This is a genomic window from Pseudarthrobacter sp. LMD1-1-1.1 (assembly GCF_040676255.1).
Classification (GTDB): domain Bacteria; phylum Actinomycetota; class Actinomycetes; order Actinomycetales; family Micrococcaceae; genus Arthrobacter.
In genome coordinates, this window is the sequence record NZ_JBEGHP010000001.1 from 68,364 (window position 1) to 84,988 (window position 16,625).

The following is a 16,625-nucleotide window of genomic DNA, read 5'->3' on the forward strand; positions in this document are numbered from 1 at the left end:
GAAGGGCACGTCTCCGGGCGGGGAATCAGCTCCTGGCTTCCAGGTCCACCGGCGTGGCTTCTGTGGCGTCCTTGAGCAGCACGTCCAGGAGGGTAACCGCGGCGGCCTTATCCAGCGGGTTGTTCTTGTTGCCGCATTTTGGGGACTGCACGCAGGACGGGCAGCCGGCATCGCACTCGCAGGCCTTGATGGCATCGCGGGTCGCTGCCAGCCAGACCATGGCTTTGTCGAATCCCCGTTCGGCAAAGCCGGCTCCGCCGGGGTGCCCGTCGTACACGAAAATGGTGGGCACCCCGGTATCGGCATGCAGGGCAGTGGAGACCCCGCCGATGTCCCACCGGTCGCTGGAGGCCACCAGCGGCAGAAGTCCTATCGCGGCGTGCTCCGCGGCATGCAGGGCGCCCGGGAACTGCGCTTCGATGAGGCCGGCCCCGGTCAACGAACGGTTGTCCACCACGAACCACACCGCCTTGGTGAAGAGCTCCCGTGCACCGAGTTCCAGCGGCTCCTCGCCCAGGACCTCATTGGAGATCAGGGCCTTGCGCTGGAAGGAGACAACCTGGGTGGTGACCTTCACGTCGCCGAAGTGGACGGTCACGTCGCCCCACTGCATGGTCCGCAGGGTGTCCAGGACCTCGATCTGGGTTACGTCGCGTGCTGTCGTGTAATAGTCGGGGTTGGCCCGGCGGACCATGACACAGTGGTCGTCTTCATTCAGGTCCTCCACCACATAGGTGTCGCCCTGGTGGACATACACGGCCCCGGTGTGTGCCTGGTAGTGCGTCTGCGGCGAGTCCATGGTCCCCAGGAGGGAACCCGTCTCGGCGTCGACGATGCTGACCGGGCCCCCACCGTCTGCCCGCAGGTTGACCATCCCCGCCGCGCTTTGCGAGTGGGTCCAGAACCAGCCCGCGGGCCGCCGCCGGAGGTAGCCCTGGGCAACCAGCCGGTCCAGGAGCATTTCAGCGGTGGGCCCAAAGAGGTCCAGCTCGCCCGGCCCCAAGGGAAGCTCGGCGGCTGCCGCACACAGGTGCGGTCCCAGAACATAGGGGTTGGAAGGGTCGAAGACCGTCGCCTCCACCGACACGTCGAAGATGGCCTCGGGATGGTTCACCAGGAAAGTGTCCAGCGGGTCATCGCTGGCCACGAAGGCCGCAATGGCATCCTGGCCCGCCCGGCCGGCCCTGCCGATCTGCTGGAACAGCGATGCCCGCGTACCGGGCCAGCCAGCCACCAGGACGGCATCGAGGCCCGAGATGTCGATCCCGAGTTCCAACGCAGACGTGCTCGAAACACCCAGCAGCTTGCCCGAACGCAGGGCTTTCTCCACCGCCCGGCGTTCCTCCGGCAGGTACCCCGACCGGTAGGCGGCAACCCGCTGCGGGAGGCTGGGATCCACCTCGTCAAGGAGCCGCTTGGTAATCGCGGAGATGGTCTCGGCGCCGCGGCGGGATTTGATGAAGGCGATGGTGCGGACCCGGGCGGATACCAGGTTGGCCAGCAGGTCGGAGGTTTCGGCCACGGCCGTCCGCCGCTCCTTCGCGCCGTTCTCCCCTCTGACCTCGGTCAGCGCCGGTTCCCACAGCGCCACGGTGGTGGCCCCGTGCGGCGAGCAGTCGCGGGACACCGCCTTGACGGGCGCCCCGATGAGGCGGGAAAAGGAGACATCGGGCTCGGACGCGGTGGCGGAGGCAGCGATGAACACGGGCTCGGGGAACGCCGTTCCCGCACCGTAATAGGCGCAGATCCGGCGCAGCCGCCGCATCAGGTTGGCCACGTGTGAGCCAAACACGCCCCGGTAGCTGTGCGCCTCGTCCACGATGACGTAGCGAAGCCGGCGGAAGAAACCGGCCCACCACGCATGGTTGGGAAGGATGCCAAAGTGCAGCATGTCGGGGTTGGCCAGGATGAAGTTGGCGTGGTCCCTGATCCACCGGCGGGCAGAGGGGTCGGTGTCGCCGTCGTAGGTTTCCGCCCGGACCGTGGGCAGCTTCAGGGCGCGGATGGCGTTCAGCTGGTCCGCCGCCAGCGCCTTGGTGGGGGAGAGGTAAAGGGTGACGGCGCCGTCGTCGTGAATCTTGCCCGGGTCCGCGAGCACGCGGAGCTCGGACCGGTGGATCGCATCCAACGCCGGCAGCTGGTACGCCAGGGACTTTCCGGACGCAGTGCCGGTAGCCACCACAACGTGCTGGCCCGAATGCGCTGCATCGGCCGCGTCAACCTGGTGCCGGTACGGCTCAAGGATGCCCAGCGTCCCGTACGCCGCAGCAATGTCCGGATGAACCCATTCTGGCCAGGGCGCGTGGACTGCCTCCCGCGCCGGTATGGTGCGGACATGACGCAGCTGTTCCGGTTCCGGGCCGCGGCCCAGTAAAGGAATCAGGGAGTCATGGGGGTTCACCCCACCATTCTTCCACCCGTAACTGTGCCGCCCGCCCGAGGTTCGCCAACGGGGAAAACAAACGGCAGGCCCAGCTGAACCCGTTCAGCTCAGGGAGAGGTCCGCCCCGTCGTGGGATGCCGAGAGCATCAGGACCCGGGCCACCGTGGTCCAGCCAAGATGGGAGTAGAGCTTCTGCCCGTCCAGGGACGCCAGCAGCAACCCGGCGCGGACATCATGGCCGAAGGCCTGGGCCGCCAGCGCACGCATGATGAAACTGCCCAGGCCCCTGCGCTGGAACGCCGGTTCGGTGATGATCTTGTCGAACACTGCGGTGTCACCCACCACGAACACCCTGCCACTGGCCGCGAGGGCGTCTCCGGAGCGGACCTCGGCGTAATGCACGCCGTCCTGCTCGTATGTGGACAGGCTCAGGTCGTCGTCGGACAGCCAGGGGTCCTCGGCGTCCTGCGTCTCCATGTCCACGATCATCATCGTCTGCGAATCGGACGTGACGTTCAGCCCCTGACGGGCTGCCAGGGCGGCGTACCGTGAGGGGTCGTTGGTAAGGATGGTCAGTACCCGCGCCGGGGATTCCGCAGTCCTGGCCGCGAGGGCGGCGAACTCGTCATCGGTGGGTTCGGATGCGAAAATTTCCCACTCGCCGCTGGTGTCAGAGCGGAGCGCAGCGGGGAAACGGCCCTCCGTGGAGGTCCGGTAGCCGCGACATCCGGCCCAGCCGGCAACCCACACTTCGAGCAGGCCAGTGATGTCTTCAACCAGGGTTTCCGGGCTCATGGCAAGAACACTATTCCAGCCCGATCACAAGCAACAGGGGGTGCCGAAGTGCTTATGCAATTGTGATACGACCGGGCCGGGCCGGCCCTGCAGCGCAGCCGCTGACCTTAAAGCAGCCGGTACCCTTAAATACGTGGCTTTGAACAAGATTGTGCTCTTTTACGGCTTTACCCCCATAGCTGACCCGGACGCCGTCCGCCTCTGGCAGCGTGCCCTGTGCGAAAAGCTGGGACTGACCGGCCGCATCCTCATTTCCAAGGACGGCATCAATGCCACCGTGGGCGGGGAAATCGGCGCCGTCAAACAGTACGTCAAGACCACCCGCGAGTACTCCGGGTTCCGGGGAATCGACGTCAAATGGTCCGACGGCGGCGCGGAGGACTTCCCCCGGCTCAGCGTGAAGGTGCGGGACGAGATTGTCTCCTTCGGCGCGCCCGGCGAACTCAAGGTCGACGCCGGTGGCGTGGTTGGCGGCGGAAAACACCTCAAGCCGGAGGAGCTCCACGAGCTCGTGGAAGCCAGGAAGCAGGAAGGCGGGGACGTGGTGTTCTTCGACGGCCGGAACGCCTTCGAAGCGCAGATTGGCCGCTTCAAGGACGCGGTGGTTCCGGATGTCGCCACGACCCATGACTTCATCAAGGAGCTGGAGTCCGGCAAGTACGACTCTCTGAAGGACAAGCCCGTGGTGACCTACTGCACCGGAGGCATCCGCTGCGAGGTGCTCTCCAGCCTGATGGTGAACCGCGGCTTCAAAGAGGTGTATCAGCTCGACGGCGGGATCGTCCGGTACGGCGAAGCCTTCAAGGACCAGGGGCTCTGGGAGGGCTCGCTGTACGTCTTTGACAAGCGCATGCACCTGGAATTCAGCGAGGACGCCAAGACCATCGGCCAGTGCGCCCGCTGCTCGGCGCCCACCAGCAAATTCGAGAACTGCTCCAACCCGAGCTGCCGCACCCTCACGCTGTACTGCGCCGATTGCGCCGCCAGCCCGGAGACGCTCCGCTGCCCGGACGGCTGCGCGGCGGCCTGAGCCCCACCGCAACCGGGCTGGGGGGAGCGTGATGCCCGCCCGTCATCCCGGTTTAGAGCCTGTGCACCCGGAACGCGTAGTTCGCCGCGGTCCTCGCCTCCACCCGGACCGTGAGGACACTGTCCGTTGACAGGTAAATGACGTTCTCGCGGTTGATGCCGCACCGGAGGGCAAGGTCCACCAAGGTGAGGGTCTCGGTGCGGACCGTGAAGGTCACCCGGCGCTGGCTGCGGCAGGCGATGGACAAAATATAGGTCCCGGTGTCCAGCACCGGCGACGCGACCAGCCGGTCCTCCCCGGCAGCCAGGAGCCCGGCGTCGGCCTGGACCACGGGACCGGTGGTACCCGGAAGGGCCCGGGACACCCAGTCACCCAGCTCCGCCGCGCCCACCGGATCCTGCTGCAGCGGGTCGCGGGTGAACGCAGGCGCCGGCGCAGCAGTCCCGGTGCCCTGCGCGCTGCCGGCCCTGCCGTCGTCGTACGTATATTCACAGCCGGCCAGTGCACCTGCCGCAAGCACCAGTCCAAGGGCGACGGCGGCTCCCGGCTTCGGTGCCAGGGGCGCCCGTGCTGTCCCTTCGGGAAGGGGCGCGGAGATTCCCCGCACGCTGGGCATAGTCAGACTCTAAGCCCGCAGCGGGCGGCGGGCCAGAGCCGGAAGAGGGCTTATTTCGCCGGTGCCAGCTGGTAGGCGTAGAGCAGCGGAGCGTCCACGCTGGAACTGCTGATTTCGACCCGTCCGCTGGCGGGCAGCGTAATTTTGGTGGTTTCCTGCCGGCCGTTGCAGGCTGCTCCTGCTTCCGTCACGGCTTTGCCGTCCAGGGACACGGCGAAGAAGGCTTTGCCGGTCCCTTCGCACACCGCCGTGAGTACATAGCTGCCGGCGGGCACCCTGGCGGCCTCCTGCACAATGCGGTCCCGGTTGAGGATCTTCCCCGAATCCAGGAGCACAACACCCGCCGGCGTAGAGGGCAGGGCGGTGGCCCGCCACTTGGGAACATCCGCATTCTCCACCGAGTTCACGGGTGAACACCCCGCCACGGCCAGGCAGAGAGCCGCGGCCACCACCGTCACCGGCAGCGAACGGCGGACCACAGCGGCCGCCGTGCGGGCGCGCGGAAGGAGGGGAAGGCGGGAAGGCATGTGACCACCGTACCCCGCAGCCACGCCGGACTAAACTTGAGCGATGCCTGGATCCCCTTATGAGTTCACCGCCGGAAACACCGCCGACGCTCCCCGCAGCGACCTCCCCGCGCTGCTTTCCACCCTCGCCGCGGACCTGCGCGGGCTGGACTACACGCTTGACGGCGTGGCACGGCTGCTGGGCCCGGCGGCCTCGGCCGCGCTGAACAGGGACCAGATCATCCCCGCGGTGCTCGCTGTTGAGCATGCTGTGCGGGCCGACAACGGCACGGCGCCGCTGGCCGCCGTCGTCCGCTTGTGGCTCCTCGCAGAGCCGCAGGAAAAGGAAACGCTCGACGCCGCACTGCCGGGCACCGGCGCCGACGGTCTCCTTGAACTGGGGCTGGTGCAGCCCGTCCCCGGCTCCGGGCTCCTTACGGCGAAGGCTGACCTCCGGCCGTACGGCTGGGACAAGAATGAGGACGGCAGCGGCGGCGCGGAGCTCTGGGTGGCCAGCGACCTCGCCGCCCACCAGCAGGCCGGGGTGCTCCGGCATGACCACGTCCTTGGCATCGGGCAGGCATCCACCACCCTGGTGCAGACCACCATCCGCCGCCACACCGAGCGCGCGCTGGACCTGGGGACAGGGTGCGGCATCCAGGCCTTCCACCTGCTGCACCACTGCCAGCACGTGACCGCCACCGACATCTCCGAACGTGCCCTGGCCTACGCGCGGTTCAACATCCTGCTCAACGCGGAGGCGCTGTCCGTCGACCCGGACCACCTCGAGGACCGGGTCAGCCTCCGCCTGGGTTCGCTCCTGGAGCCGGTGGCCGGGGAAGAGTTCGGCCTGGTGGTCTCCAACCCGCCGTTCGTCATCACCCCGCGCAGTCCCGGCGAGGACGCGGCGGACCAATTCACCTACCGCGACGGCGGCCTCCCGGGCGACGGGATCGTCGCCTCCCTGGTGGCCGCCCTGCCCGGCGTCTTGGAGCCCGGCGGTTGGGCCCAGATGCTGGGCAACTGGGAAGTCGCCGCCGGCAGCAGCTGGGAGGAGCGGCCAAAATCCTGGGTGCGGCAGGGCACGGACGCCTGGTTCATCCAACGTGAAGAGGTCAGCCCGGAACAGTACGCCGAAACCTGGCTCCGGGACGCCTCGGAGTCCCGGGACCGGCAGCACTACCGGGAGGCGTATGCCCAGTACCTTGCCGATTTCGGGTCCCGGGACGTTGCCGGCATCGGCTTCGGCATGGTCTGGCTGCGCCGCCCCGCTGACGGCCGCGCTGCCGCCATCAGCCGCTTCGAGGAAATCACGTACCCCATCGAGCAGCCCATCGGCCCCCACCTGGGTGCCGCCGTCGAACGCGCCGACTGGCTCGCCGCGCATGACCTTGCGGCCACGCACCTGCTCGTGGCGGAGGACGTCACCGAGGAGCGCCACCAGCGCCCGGGCGCCGAACACCCCGGCGTGATCCTGCTCCGGCAGGGTGCCGGGCTGCGCCGCACCAATTTGATGAGCACGGAGCTGGCAGGCTTCGTGTCCGCATGCGACGGCGACCTCACCGCCGGGCAGATCGCCGGGGCTTTGGAGGCCCTCCTGGGCGGCGGGGAGGGGTTCGACGCCGGGACTTTCCGGGGTGCGCTGCTCGCCGACGTTGCCAACCTGGTCCGTGACGGCTTCCTGGTCCCGGCCGGAAATCCCGCCGTGGAATAAGCCCCCTCAAGCCCTCAACAGAGCCCCGTCTTTTCCACATGAATGCGCACGATTCCCCAAAATATGGTGAACTAGGCGAACATGGGCTCATCTGCCCCAGCAACCTTTTTCTGTAGGAGCACCGTGCCAAGCAAGGCCAAAACCGGCAAGAAACTCGTGATTGTGGAGTCTCCGGCCAAGAGCAAGACCATCGCCAAGTACCTCGGCGAGGGCTTCATCGTAGAGGCCTCCATTGGTCACATCCGGGACCTGCCGCAGCCGTCCGAACTCCCTGCCGAGCTGAAGAAAACCTCCGTCGGCAAGTTCGCCGTCGACATTGAACACGACTTCAAGCCCTACTACGTGGTGTCCCCGGACAAGAAGAAAAAGGTCACCGAGCTCAAAGCCGCGCTCAAGGACGCCGACGAACTCTATCTCGCAACCGATGGGGACCGCGAGGGCGAGGCCATCGCGTGGCACCTGCTGGAAGTACTCAAGCCCAAGGTCCCGGTGTACCGGATGACGTTCGGCGAAATCACCAAGGAAGCCATCCAGCGCGCCATGGGCAACCTGCGCGAGGTGGACCAGGACCTGGTGGACGCCCAGGAAACCCGCCGCGTCCTGGACCGCCTCTACGGCTACGAAATCTCACCCGTCCTCTGGCGCAAGGTGGCCCGCGGCCTGTCCGCCGGACGCGTGCAGTCCGTGGTCACCCGCATGGTGGTGGACCGCGAACGCGAACGCATGGCCTTCAAGGCTGCCTCCTACTGGGACCTGACCGGCCAGTTCGGCGCCGAGTCCGGCTCGTTCAAGGCCAAGCTGGCCGCCGTGGACGGCGCCAAGGTAGCCACGGGCCGCGACTTCAACGACAACGGCGAGCTCACGTCCCGGAACGTGGCCCACCTCAACGAGGAACTGGCAACGTCCCTGGCGGCCGGCCTCCAGAACGCCGACTTCCGCGTCCGCTCGGTGGACACCAAGCCGTACACGCGCCGTCCCGCCGCGCCGTTCACTACCTCCACGCTGCAGCAGGAGGCCGGCCGCAAGCTGCGCTTCTCCTCCAAGAGCACCATGCAGATCGCCCAGCGGCTGTACGAAAACGGCTACATCACCTATATGCGTACGGACTCGTCCGCGTTGAGCGATGAGGCCATCACGGCAGCCCGCCGCCAGGCCTCCGAACTGTACGGCCCCGAATACATTCCCCAGTCGCCGCGCGTCTACTCCAATAAGGCCGCCAACGCCCAGGAAGCGCACGAGGCCATCCGCCCCGCCGGTGACTCTTTCCGCACGCCTGCCCAGGTCGCCAAGCAGCTCTCCGGCGATGAGTTCCGCCTGTACGAGCTCATCTGGAAGCGTACGGTCGCCTCCCAAATGGGCGACGCCAAGGGTTCAACGGCCACCATCCGCCTGGGCGCCGTCTCCGCAGATGGCCGGGACGCGGAATTCTCCGCCTCCGGCACCGTGATCACGTTCCCCGGCTTCCTCGCCGCCTACGAGGAAGGCAAGGACGAGACCCGCGGCGACGACGACTCCGACGAAGCACGCCGGCTGCCCAATGTGGCCAAGGATGACTCCCTGACGGCCGCGGACGTCCAGGCCGTGGGCCACGAGACGTCCCCGCCGCCGCGCTACACGGAAGCATCGCTGACCGCGGAGCTGGAGAAGAAGGGCATCGGCCGCCCGTCCACCTACGCCTCCACCATCTCCACCATCCAGGACCGCGGCTACGTCCGGAAGCAGGGTTCAGCCCTGGTGCCCAGCTGGATCGCCTTCTCCGTCATCCGGCTCCTGGAGCAGCATTTCTCCGACTACGTGGATTACGAGTTCACCGCCGACATGGAAGGCGACCTGGACAAGATCGCCAATGGCCAGGAAGCCGGCGCCTCCTGGCTGCGGCACTTCTACTTCGGCGAGGATTCCGATCCGGGCCTGCTGAGCATCGTCAACAACCTGGGCGAGATCGATGCCCGGGAAATCAACTCGATCCCGATCACCGACGAGATCACGCTCCGGGTGGGCAAGTTCGGTCCCTACCTGGAAAGCTCTGCCGCCGTGGTGGACCCGAAGACGGGCGAGATCGTGGAATCGGCGCGCGCCAACGTGCCCGAGGACCTGGCTCCGGATGAGCTGACCGCGGCCAAGGCCATCGAGCTGATGGAGACGGCGGCCCCGGAGGAACGCGTGCTCGGCGCCGATCCGCATACGGGACACACCGTGGTGGCCAAGAACGGCCGTTACGGCGCCTACGTCACCGAGATCATCCCTGAGATGACCGACGAGGAACTGGCCAACCAGCCGGTGGAGTACTACAAGAACGGCAAGCCCAAGCCGCCGAAGAAGCCCGTCAAGGCAAAGCCCCGCACGGGGTCGCTCTTCAAGTCGATGACCGTGGAGTCCGTCACCCTGGACGAGGCGCTCCAGCTCATGAGCCTGCCCCGGGCACTGGGGGAGGACGCCGAAGGCAACCTCATCACGGTGCAGAACGGCCGGTTCGGGCCCTACCTGAAGAAGGGGACTGACTCCCGCTCCATTGGTTCCGAAGAGGAAATCTTCACCATCACCCTGGAACAGGCCCTGGAGATCTACTCGCAGCCCAAGCAGCGCGGCGCCCGTGCCGCGGTGCCGCCGCTGGCGGAGTTCGGCCCGGACCCGGTATCCGAGAAGAACATCGTGGTGAAGGAGGGCCGGTTCGGGCCCTACATCACCGACGGCATCACCAACATCACGGTTCCCCGTGCCACCTCGCTGGAGGAACTCACACGGGAACAGGCCGTGGAGTTGCTGGCAGAGAAGCGCGCCAAGGGCCCGGTCAAGCGGACCGCCACCCGCAAGGCGCCCGCGAAGAAGAAGGCAACGGCCAAGAAGTAGGCGTGTGGCCGGCGCGTTTGCGCCGGCCACCGTATCGTGATCGGCTAGGGGAATGACTGAACAGCCCGCGCACACGGATCTCCAGCCGCTCAACGACCTCGAGGAGAAGCTCGCCACCGGCGGACAGCCCGACGCCGACCCGGTGGACGTCATCCTGTCCTTCCTCAACAGCGAGGTCTACATCATCAGCTCGGACACGGTTGAGGGCATCGACTCCCAGGTGGAGCCCCTGGTCCTTGCCAACGCCGACGGCGACCCCGTCCTTGCCGTTTTCTCGCACCCCAGCCGGGTGGACCAGCAGTACCTGGAAGCCGCCCCCAACGTCCTGGGCACGCAGGGCGCTGCCATCATCGCCAATATCGGCGATGAGCTGGGCATGGTGATCAACCCCGGCGCAGCCTACGGTTTCGAGATCAACCCCGAGGGCGTTGCCAACATCCGGCGCGACTTCAAGCGCGCCGACGAGCAATAATGTCCCCATGCGTCTAGGCGTCCTCGACATTGGTTCCAATACTGTCCATCTGCTCCTGGTGGATGCCCACCCGGGCGCGCAGCCGGTCCCGTTCGCGTCCCATAAGCGGCCGCTGTCCCTGGTGCAGTACCTGGAACCGGATGGCAGCATCAGCGACGAGGGCCAGCACGAGCTGACCGAGTTCGTGCTGGAAGCCTGGGAATTCGCGGCCCGGCACAAGGCCGAGGACCTCCTGGCGTTCTGTACCTCGGCCATCCGCGAAGCCACCAACGGCCCAGCCGTCCTGGCCCGGGTCAAGCACGAAACCACGGTGACCCTCCAGGAGCTGACAGGCAGCGAGGAAGCGTCCATGACCTTCTTCGCTGTACGTCGCTGGCACGGGTGGGGAGCCGGTCCCATCCTGAACCTGGACATCGGCGGCGGCTCGTTTGAAATGGCGTTCGGCCAGGATGAACTTCCGGAAGTAGCCACCTCGGTGCCCCTGGGCGCCAGCCGGCTCACCAGGGACTGGCTCGCCGAGGATCCGCCGTCGGCCAAAAGCGTCAAGGAACTGCGGCGGTACATCAGGGCCACGCTCAAACCTGCCGTCCGCGAATTCGACGGCCTGGGCCGGGCCAACGTGGTGGCCGGAACCTCCAAGACCTTCCGCTCCCTGGCCCGCATCGCCGGTGCCGCCCCCAGCGCCGAAGGGCCGTACGTCAAGAGGGAACTGCACGCCTCCGACCTTGGCATCTGGACCCAGAGGATCTCGGCCATGAGTTCGGAAGACAGGCTGCACCTTCCCGGTGTTTCCGAGGCGCGCGCCCATCAGCTCCTTGCCGGCGCTTTGGTGGCCGAGGCAGCCTTGGAAATGTTCAAGTTCAAGAAGCTCCGCATCTGCCCCTGGGCGCTCCGCGAAGGGCTCATCCTGCGGCGCCTGGACCAGCTGGTCTTTGCCGGACCCCTGGAGCCGGCGCCCCATGTTGCCGCTTCCCGGCCGGTGGACGCAGCAGTCTAGCCACAGGGGTCCAGCCTGCTTCGCAGCAGGTTCTTTAAAAGCGGAAGCACCGGGGCCGGCAACAGGAAAATGGGGGAAAACCTGCTGCCGTGCCACCGGTGCCCTTGGCAGGCATCCCCATGCCTGCCGCATCACTCGCACCCTCAATGAGGTAATAACTACGTTAGGACCCCAAGTTGTGTGCTGCCTGCGCTGAAGATGGGAGTTGCCTGTGAATGCCTCGCAACTGCAATGATGGAGGCATGAGCAACCGAATCGCATTCCTTGGCTGTGGATCCATGAACGAAGCCATTCTTGGCGGCCTGCTGGAGGCGGGGAAGGACCCGGGGGATGTGGTGGCCACGGTCCGCCGCGCCGGTCGCGCCGCGGAACTGGCCGAGCGGTACCACGGGATCACCGCCATCGCCGGCGAGGAAGAACCTGACAACAACAAACAGGCCGCCAAGGGATCTGCCGTAGTCATCCTTGGCGTCAAGCCCGTGGGCATCGCGGACCTGGCAAAGGAAATCAGCCCGGCCCTTTCGCCCGACACCGTGGTGGTCAGTGTGGCTGCGGCCGTGTCCATCGCCCAGCTGGAGGCTGCACTCCCCGCGGGGCAGCCGGTGATCCGGACCATGCCCAACACCCCCGCGAAGCTGGGCCGCGGCGTCGTCTCGGTTTCGCCGGGCACGCACTGCACTCCGGAACAACTCCAGATGGTCAAAGACATGCTGCAGGGCGCAGGAACCGTGGTTGAGGTCCCCGAGGAGCAGGTGGATGCACTCTCGGCCATCAGCGGCTCCGGTCCTGCCTACGCGTTCTACCTTGCCGAGGCCATGGCGTCCGCAGGGGAAGAGCTGGGCCTGGACCGGGAGTTGTCCCTCCTGCTGGCGCGCGAAACAGTGGCCGGCGCCGGCCTCATGCTGGCCGAGCCCGGGGCAGATCCCGCAGCGCTGCGCAAGGCCGTCACCAGCCCCAACGGCACCACCGAACGCGCCATTGCCACCTTTGACGAACAGGGCATCCCCGCGATCATTGCCGCCGGCGCCCGCGCCGCCGCCGACCGGGCAGCGGAGATCACCAGGCAGCTCGGCTGATTCCCAGGCGTGGCCGGCTACGGCCGGGCCGCGAACCTCTCCAGCAGGTCCACGTGGCCGGAGACGATGAGCATGTCCCGGGAGGACACCTTGGTCTCGGGCCGGGCGTACGTGAAGTCCTCACCCGGGGACTTCACGCCCACGATGGTCACTCCGTACTTGGAGCGGACCTTTGACTCGTCCAGGGTGAAGCCCACGGTCTCGCGCGGCGGGTACATCTTCACGATGGCAAAGTCGTCGTCGAACTCGATGAAGTCCAGCATGCGCCCGGAGACCAGGTGCGCGGCGCGGACTCCGGCATCGGCCTCGGGGTAGATGACGTGGTTCGCGCCGATCCGGGTCAGGATCTTGCCGTGCGACGGAGTGATGGCCTTGACCCAGAGGTGCTCGATGCCCAGGTCCACCAGGTTCACGGTAATCAGTACCGAGGACTCAATGGAGGTGCCCACGCCCACGACGGCGGAGCTGAACTCCTGGGCGCCCAGCTGGCGGAGTGCATCGATGTTGGTGGCATCAGCCTCCACCACATGGGTCAGGAGGGGTGCCCATTTCTGCACCAGGTTCCGGTCCCGTTCAATGGCGAGCACTTCCCGGCCCTGCTTGACCAACTGCTCCGCGGTGGATGACCCGAAGCGGCCCAGCCCGATGACCAGTACCGGAGCATTGTGGGCGGGGCGCCGGGGGGCGTCTGTGGAACTAGCCAATGATCGGCCTCTCTTCGGGGTAGTGGTACAGCTGGCTGCGCTGGCGCAGGGCCAGTGCAGCGGCGAGGGTCACGGTGCCCACGCGGCCGGCGAACATGAGGGCTGTCAGGACGTAGACGCCCTCGGGCGGAACCTCCGCGCTGAGGCCGGTGCTCAGGCCCACCGTGGCGAAGGCCGAAATCGTCTCAAACAGTACCCTGTCCAGCGATGCGCCGCTGAACTGCAGGAGCAGGAAGGCGGAGACGGAAACAAGCGTGGCGCCGGCAACGATCACGGAAATGGCCACCCGCATGGTGCCCTGCGGGATGGTCCGGCCGTACACCTTAACGTCGGCGTCGCCGCGGGCTTCGGCAACGATGGCCAGGAACATCACGGCGATGGTGGTCACCTTGATGCCGCCCGCCGTCGACGCCGACCCGCCGCCTGCGAACATCAGCGCGTCAGTCAGCAGCTTGGTGGTGGATTCCATGTGATTCTGGTCCACCAGGTTGAATCCACCCGAACGCGTCATGACCGAGGCAAAAAGGGAATGGGTGATCTTGTCGCCGATGGCCATGGGCCCGATGGTCCGGGCGTTGTCCCACTCCATCAGGGCCCACAGCAGCGTGCCCGCGGCAAGCAGGATGAGGGAGACCTGGATGGTGAGCTTGGTGTGGAGGTTCCACTTCTTCCAGTTCAGGCCGTTCTGCTGCAGGACCATCACCACCGGGAACCCCAGGCTGCCCAGGAAGACCCCCACCATGAGGGGGATCAGGATCCACAGGTCCGTCTCGTAGGGCACGATGCCGTCCGAGTGCGGCGTGAAGCCGGCGTTGTTGAACGACGAAATGGAATAGAAGACGCCGTGCCAGACAGACTGCCAGAACGGTTCGCCCAGGGTGAGGAAGCGCGGGACCAGGGCGAGCGCCAGGATGCCCTCGATGACTACGGAAGTGGTGATGACGATCCGCAGCAGCGTGCCCACTTCGCCCAGGCGGCCGGCGTTGTTCATGGATTCCGCGGCAATGATCTTGCCGCGCACACCCAGCCGCTTGCTCACCATGAGCGCCAGCAGCGATGCCAGCGTCAACGTGCCCAAGCCGCCGATGAAGATGCCCACCAGGATCACCAGTTGGCCAAAGAAGGACCAGTGGATCGCCGTCGAAACCACCGTGAGCCCCGTGACGCACACGGCTGAGACGGCCGTGAACAGCGCCTGGTGGATGGGGGTGGGTGTTCCGTCAGCCGACGATACGGGCAGGGACAGCAGGAAGGTGAATACCGTGCACACAGCGGCGAACGCGGTCAGTGCCAGCCGTGCGGGGGAGGTGTTGGCGATGTCGTCAATGAAGTCGCGCAGCCGCGTGAAGATCCAGAGGCCCTCCCGCTCCTGCGCCGGGGGGTGCCAGGGGGCCGGAGTCCGGGGCCTCGACTGGCTTTGCGTCATGTGTGGGTTTTCCTCGGTTGAAACGGCTTCCTTCAGTAGTAAACCACTAAAGCCCGCGCCATGGCCGGGCCGGCGGCAGCGCGGGCTCGGGTAGCCTGTGATTGATGACATACCTGCCCGGACTCAGCCAGCCCGCGCCGCCAACGATGGTGGCGTGGAGTCCTGACATGACAGCTTACAACTTTGGGCCCGGCCACCCCATGGCGCCCGAGCGTATGGACCTGACCGCGCGCCTGTCCCGCAGCCTGGGGCTCTTCGACCTGGACCACGTTGACCTTGCAGCCCCGGAGGTCGCATCGGACGCGGAACTGGAGTCCGTCCACTCCGCTGATTACGTTGCAGCAGTCCGCCGGGTCAGTACGGACCCTTCCCGGCCGGACGAGTCGCGCGGGCTGGGAACCGAGGACGATCCGGCATTCGCGGGCATGCACGAGGCCGCGGCGCGCCTGGCCGGCGGTTCGCTGCTGGCGGCCCAGCGCGTGCTGGATGGTTCGGCTGTCCACGCGGTGAACTTCGGCGGCGGCATGCACCACGCCGCCCGGGAGCGCGCCAGCGGATTCTGCATCTACAACGACGCCGCCCTTGCCGTGCAGAAACTGCTCGATGGCGGGGTGGGCAAGGTGGCCTATATCGACGTCGACGCGCACCACGGCGACGGCACTCAGAACATCTTCTGGGACGATCCCCGGGTCCTCACGATCTCGCTGCACGAGACGGGGCTGACCCTCTTTCCCGGCACGGGCTTCGCCAACGAGGTGGGCGGCCCCGCGGCGGAGGGGACGGCTGTGAACGTCGCCTTGCCTGCAGGAACTTCCGACGCCGGCTGGCTGCGCGCCTTCTACGCCGTGGTGCCGCAACTGGTGGGTGCCTTCGAACCCGGGGTGATCGTGAGCCAGCACGGCTGCGACTCGCACCGCAGCGATCCCCTCACGCACCTCAACCTCAGCGTGGACGGCCAGCGCGAGGCAGCGAACGCCGTCGGGCACTTGGCCGAAAGGTACTGCGGCGGCCGCTGGATCGCTACCGGCGGCGGAGGCTACAACGTACTGGATGTGGTGCCACGGGCCTGGAGCCACCTGGTGGCCATCGCCGCGGGGCGGCCGGTACCGCTGCGGACCCCCGTTCCGGCGGACTGGCGGCAGTACGTGATGGAGAAGTTCGGCAGGGAAGCGCCCGCCCTGATGGGGGATGACGTAGAGCTCTGGTGGCGGTCCTGGGAGGTGGGCTTCGACCCCAATGACGCCGTGGACCGCACCGTCATGGCCACCCGCAAGGCGGTGTTCCCGCTGCACGGACTGGATCCCTGGTTCGACTAGTCAAGCCGGAACTTCGCGCCGCCGAAATAGTTGATGCCTTTAGACGTATATGTCGCTAGGGTGGGAGGCATGGTGACAGACGACGTATTTGCCGTCATAGCGGAATCCACCCGGCGGGACATCCTGGTGGCCCTTCGGGCAGGAGACAAAGCCGTGGGGGAACTGGTGGAGGAACTGGCGGCGAGCCAGCCCACCATTTCCAAGCACCTGAAAGTCCTCCGTGAAGCGCAGCTGGTCAGCATGCGGGCGCAGGGCCAGAAGCGGTACTACGCCTTGAACCGGGGACCGCTGGAAGGCATCGCCAGCTGGCTGGAAACGTTCGACGTCGGCACCGGCGGCAGCGCCGCCGCCGCACCGTCCGGCGCGGACCAGTCAGCAGCAGTCCCGTCAGCAGCCGCGCAGGCAGAGGCCGCCCCGGAAGTCCCCGCCCACCTGCAGGAGGGCGTTGCCGCTGCGGCCGCTTCGTTGCCGCCGGCCCCCAGGACGGTGCAGCCGGCGGTGTCGCAGAAACCCCGGGAAGAGGTCCCCGCGCCCCTGCTGGTGCGGGAAGGCGCCGAGCTGAGCCCCGCCGTCGTGATTCCTGGCGGGACAGCCGCCCCGCTGAGCGACGACACCGTTCCGCAGCAGATCGGACGCACCGTTGGCCGGGCGGCCACCAAGGCGGCCGACCTGCTGGCCAGCCTCCCCAACCTGCCGAAATTCGGACGCAAGAAGTAGGGTTCGGCCGGAAGAAGCAGGGC

14 protein-coding genes are annotated in these 16,625 nt (G+C 67.0%); 8 read left to right on the forward strand and 6 right to left on the reverse strand.

Annotated features, from left to right (window positions below; translation table 11 throughout):
• Positions 1 to 25 precede the first annotated feature (25 nt).
• A complete protein-coding gene (locus tag MRBLMD1_RS00350; protein ID WP_364396377.1) occupies positions 26 to 2,401 on the reverse strand; it encodes a DEAD/DEAH box helicase in 2,376 nt (791 codons plus the stop codon).
• Positions 2,402 to 2,485: 84 nt separating this feature from the next.
• Positions 2,486 to 3,178 (reverse strand): GNAT family N-acetyltransferase, encoded by a 693-nt coding sequence (locus MRBLMD1_RS00355; RefSeq protein WP_307489227.1) that lies wholly within the window; start codon positions 3,176 to 3,178, stop codon positions 2,486 to 2,488.
• Positions 3,179 to 3,311: 133 nt separating this feature from the next.
• Between MRBLMD1_RS00355 and MRBLMD1_RS00360 the strand changes: the two genes are divergently transcribed.
• Positions 3,312 to 4,208 carry a rhodanese-related sulfurtransferase gene (locus tag MRBLMD1_RS00360; RefSeq protein ID WP_364396381.1) on the forward strand — a complete coding sequence of 299 codons (897 nt, stop codon included), beginning with the start codon at positions 3,312 to 3,314 and terminating at the stop codon, positions 4,206 to 4,208.
• Between the two features lie 52 nt (positions 4,209 to 4,260).
• On the opposite strand, the gene MRBLMD1_RS00365 is transcribed toward MRBLMD1_RS00360, so the two are convergent.
• Positions 4,261 to 4,824, reverse strand: a complete 564-nt coding sequence (locus MRBLMD1_RS00365; protein WP_307489223.1) for a hypothetical protein — start codon at positions 4,822 to 4,824, stop codon at positions 4,261 to 4,263.
• Between the two features lie 50 nt (positions 4,825 to 4,874).
• Positions 4,875 to 5,351: a hypothetical protein gene (locus MRBLMD1_RS00370; RefSeq protein WP_364396384.1), complete on the reverse strand. Its 477-nt coding sequence runs from the start codon at positions 5,349 to 5,351 to the stop codon at positions 4,875 to 4,877.
• Positions 5,352 to 5,394: 43 nt separating this feature from the next.
• Between MRBLMD1_RS00370 and MRBLMD1_RS00375 the strand changes: the two genes are divergently transcribed.
• The 5 genes from MRBLMD1_RS00375 to proC all read left to right on the forward strand — a co-directional run bounded on the left by MRBLMD1_RS00375 (position 5,395) and on the right by proC (position 12,439).
• A complete protein-coding gene (locus MRBLMD1_RS00375; protein ID WP_364396387.1) occupies positions 5,395 to 7,044 on the forward strand; it encodes a DUF7059 domain-containing protein in 1,650 nt (549 codons plus the stop codon).
• A gap of 123 nt (positions 7,045 to 7,167) precedes the next feature.
• Entirely contained in the window at positions 7,168 to 9,894 is a 2,727-nt protein-coding gene (gene topA / locus MRBLMD1_RS00380) for a type I DNA topoisomerase (RefSeq protein WP_364396390.1), read from the forward strand.
• 52 nt (positions 9,895 to 9,946) lie between these two features.
• Entirely contained in the window at positions 9,947 to 10,366 is a 420-nt protein-coding gene (locus MRBLMD1_RS00385; RefSeq protein WP_159630745.1) for an SseB family protein, read from the forward strand.
• 7 nt (positions 10,367 to 10,373) lie between these two features.
• Entirely contained in the window at positions 10,374 to 11,363 is a 990-nt protein-coding gene (locus MRBLMD1_RS00390; protein WP_307489217.1) for a Ppx/GppA phosphatase family protein, read from the forward strand.
• A 242-nt stretch (positions 11,364 to 11,605) separates the two neighbouring features.
• Entirely contained in the window at positions 11,606 to 12,439 is an 834-nt protein-coding gene (proC, locus tag MRBLMD1_RS00395; RefSeq protein ID WP_159630749.1) for a pyrroline-5-carboxylate reductase, read from the forward strand.
• A 17-nt stretch (positions 12,440 to 12,456) separates the two neighbouring features.
• Here the strand turns inward: proC and MRBLMD1_RS00400 are convergent, their stop codons facing one another.
• Together MRBLMD1_RS00400 and MRBLMD1_RS00405 are read right to left on the reverse strand one after the other, a co-directional pair.
• Positions 12,457 to 13,143 (reverse strand): potassium channel family protein, encoded by a 687-nt coding sequence (locus tag MRBLMD1_RS00400; protein WP_026265713.1) that lies wholly within the window; start codon positions 13,141 to 13,143, stop codon positions 12,457 to 12,459.
• Complete coding sequence (locus MRBLMD1_RS00405) at positions 13,136 to 14,569, reverse strand: TrkH family potassium uptake protein (RefSeq protein WP_159630751.1); 1,434 nt, start codon at positions 14,567 to 14,569, stop codon at positions 13,136 to 13,138. Before MRBLMD1_RS00405 ends, MRBLMD1_RS00400 begins: the two co-directional genes overlap by 8 nt.
• Positions 14,570 to 14,673: 104 nt before the next feature.
• Between MRBLMD1_RS00405 and MRBLMD1_RS00410 the strand changes: the two genes are divergently transcribed.
• Positions 14,674 to 15,885 (forward strand): acetoin utilization protein AcuC, encoded by a 1,212-nt coding sequence (locus MRBLMD1_RS00410; protein WP_159630753.1) that lies wholly within the window; start codon positions 14,674 to 14,676, stop codon positions 15,883 to 15,885.
• Positions 15,886 to 15,954: 69 nt separating this feature from the next.
• Positions 15,955 to 16,602 carry an ArsR/SmtB family transcription factor gene (locus tag MRBLMD1_RS00415; RefSeq protein ID WP_364396397.1) on the forward strand — a complete coding sequence of 216 codons (648 nt, stop codon included), beginning with the start codon at positions 15,955 to 15,957 and terminating at the stop codon, positions 16,600 to 16,602.
• Positions 16,603 to 16,625 lie beyond the last annotated feature (23 nt).